Origin of the sequence: Eggerthella sp. 1_3_56FAA (assembly GCF_000185625.1) — a bacterium.
Classification (GTDB): domain Bacteria; phylum Actinomycetota; class Coriobacteriia; order Coriobacteriales; family Eggerthellaceae; genus Eggerthella; species Eggerthella lenta.
The window spans coordinates 1163590-1166492 of sequence record NZ_GL622580.1 but is presented as its reverse complement, the minus strand read 5'-3'; the positions used below and the strand labels follow the sequence as shown (position 1 = coordinate 1166492).

General features: G+C 61.1%; 2 rRNA genes and 1 pseudogene (1 of these 3 running past the window's edge). All 3 read right to left on the bottom strand.

Annotated elements, in window-relative coordinates:
• Positions 1–220 (bottom strand): annotated as a pseudogene (locus tag HMPREF1023_RS10220) (helix-turn-helix transcriptional regulator); the annotation flags it as partial.
• 344 nt (positions 221–564) lie between these two features.
• A 5S ribosomal RNA gene (gene rrf, locus HMPREF1023_RS10215) occupies positions 565–679 on the bottom strand.
• 120 nt (positions 680–799) lie between these two features.
• Positions 800–2903: ribosomal RNA gene (locus HMPREF1023_RS10210) — 23S ribosomal RNA — on the bottom strand (it continues 867 nt past the right edge of the window).

The following is a 2903-nucleotide window of genomic DNA, read 5'->3' as shown; positions in this document are numbered from 1 at the left end:
CCTCGAGCCGTCTGAGCGACCGGTACAAGCCGCCTACGTCGACATCCACCTCGCCATTCGTACGCTCGAGGATCGCCTTGCGCATGTCGTAGCCATATCCGCCCGCATACAGCAATGCTGCAAGGGCGGCAGGCTCGACCAACGCCCCGCCGCCGCCTCCGCGGCGTCGACAACACGGCTGACGCGCCGCACCCTCTCCGCCGCAATCGTCTCTCGGCATAGGCCCCACTTCCTTCCGCAAGCTCGCCTCTATATGCTAATAACATCTATACTCCTTAAGCATGCATGTTGTCAACATATATAGCAAGCGAGTTGTCCCAACGGCGCTTCGGCGCATGCGGAACGCAAGGAAAAGGGAAGCAGTAGACAATGGGAGAAAGAAGAGGGCGAATAAGGCCGGAGACGGATTACTCGAAGGCTTCGCGATCCAGCTCCCGGGCGGGATGAACCTCAAGACCCCGGACACGGAACGCCACGCGCCTCCTAGAGGAGCGGAGCCCCAGAACGCGCGAAGGCCCCGCCTCCCGAGGGGGGCGGGGCCTTCGCATGCCGAAACGCCCTCCGCGAGCGCGACGCCCTATCCTCCCACAGCCTGACGCTGCAGTACTTTCGGCGATGGCGGGCTTAACTTCCGGGTTCGGAATGGGACCGGGTGATCCCCGCCTCCATGGTCGCGCTCGCGCAGGGCGTTCCCGCGCGGGCCTGTATGGCCCCGTCAGGGCCGCGGGATCCCCCCGCGCCACCCTGGCGGTTGCACAGCGCTCGTGACTTTCGATCGCACAACCCGAGGGATATGCATGCGAAGAAGAGCTCGGGCTATTAGTACCGCTCGGCTGAGGCGCTCGCACGCCTTGCACCTGCGGCCTATCGACCAGGTGTTCTGCCTGGGCCCTTACCGGAAAGAGGACTCATCTTGGAGACGGCTTCCCACTTAGATGCTTTCAGCGGTTATCCGTGCCGGACGTAGCTAGGCAGCCGTGCCGTTGGTCGACAACTGCTGCACCAGAGGTCCGTCCACCCCGGTCCTCTCGTACTAGGGGCAGACCTCCTCAATCCTCTTGCGCCTGCGGAGGATAGGGACCGAACTGTCTCACGACGTTCTGAACCCAGCTCGCGTACCGCTTTAAATGGCGAACAGCCATACCCTTGGGACCGACTTCAGCCCCAGGATGCGATGAGCCGACATCGAGGTGCCAAACCTTGCCGTCGATGTGGACTCTTGGGCAAGATCAGCCTGTTATCCCCGGAGTACCTTTTATCCGTTGAGCGACGGCCATTCCACTCTGTGCCGCCGGATCACTAGAACCGACTTTCGTCTCTGCTCGGCTTGTGGGCCTCGCAGTCAAGCCCGCTTGTACTCTTGCGCTCTGCGAACGGTTGCCGACCGTTCTGAGCGGACCTTTGCGCGCCTCCGTTACGTTTTGGGAGGCGACCGCCCCAGTCAAACTACCCGCCTGACACGGTCCCCCCGCCGGATCACGGCCGGGGGTTAGATCGCCGACGCGACGAGGGCAGTATTCCAAGGTCGGCTCCGCCCGGGCTGGCGCCCGGGCTTCGCAGCCTCCTGCCTATCCTCTACGCGCCGAGCCAACGATCAATGTCAAGCTGCAGTAAAGGTTCACGGGGTCTTTCCGTCCTTCCGCAGGTAATTCGCATCTTCACGAATAATACAATTTCACCGGGTCCATGGTTGAGACAGCGCCCAAATCGTTACGCCATTCGTGCAGGTCGGAACTTACCCGACAAGGAATTTCGCTACCTTAGGACCGTTATAGTTACGGCCGCCGTTTACTGGGGCTTGGCTTCAGAGCTTCGCCTTGCGGCTGACCCATCCGCGTAACCTTCCAGCACCGGGCAGGCGTCAGACCCTATACGTCGCCTTACGGCTTTGCAGAGTCCTGTGTTTTTGATAAACAGTCGCTTGGGCCGTTTCGCTGCGACCCCCGGCCGCTCGGGGAGCAAGTCCCGTCACCGCCAGGGGCACTCCTTCTCCCGAAGTTACGGAGTCAGTATGCCGAGTTCCTTAACCATGGTTCTCCCGATCGCCTCGGTATGCTCTACCTGCCCACCTGTGTCGGTTTTGGTACGGGCGCCTGCGTCCCTTCCTAGAGGTTTTTCTCGGAAGCATGGGCTCGCCGACTTCAGCATAAGCTTTCGTCTCGCGTCTCAGGCTTTCTGCGGAGCTGATTTCCATGCTCCGCGCCCTACGCGCTTTCACGGGGACGTCCAGAACCCCGCTCGGCTACCCTTCTCCGTCACCCCGTCGGTGATAGCGGTCCGCAGGCGGTACAGGAATGTCCGCCTGTTGCGCATCGGCTACGCCTCTCGGCCTCGCCTTAGCTCCCGACTGACCCTGGGAGGATTAGCCTTGCCCAGGAACCCTTAGGCTTACGGCGGCGGCGTTTCTCGCGCCGCTCTCGTTACTCATGCCAGCATTCTCACTTCCCCGCGCTCCACCGAGGGTCGCCCTCTCGGCTTCTCCGCTGCGGGGAAAGCTCCCCTACCACTAATATAGATTAGTCCGCCGCTTCGGTACCATGCTTAGCCCCGTGAATTGTCGGCGCATGTCCACTTGACCAGTGAGCTGTTACGCACTCTTTAAATGCATGGCTGCTTCTAAGCCAACATCCTGGTTGTCTAGGCAAACGCACATCCTTTGCCACTCAGCATGGATTTGGGGACCTTAGCGGGCGGTCTGGGCTGTTTCCCTCTCGAACACACAGCTTAGCCCACATGTTCTGACTCCCGGCCTCTGATCCGGCGGCATTCGGAGTTTGGTTCGTGTCGGTAGGCGGTGAAGCCCCCTCGACGATCCAGTGCTCTACCGCCGTCGGAGAACGGCCGAGGCTAGCCCTAAAGCTATTTCGGGGAGAACGAGATATCTCCGGGTTTGATTGGCCTTT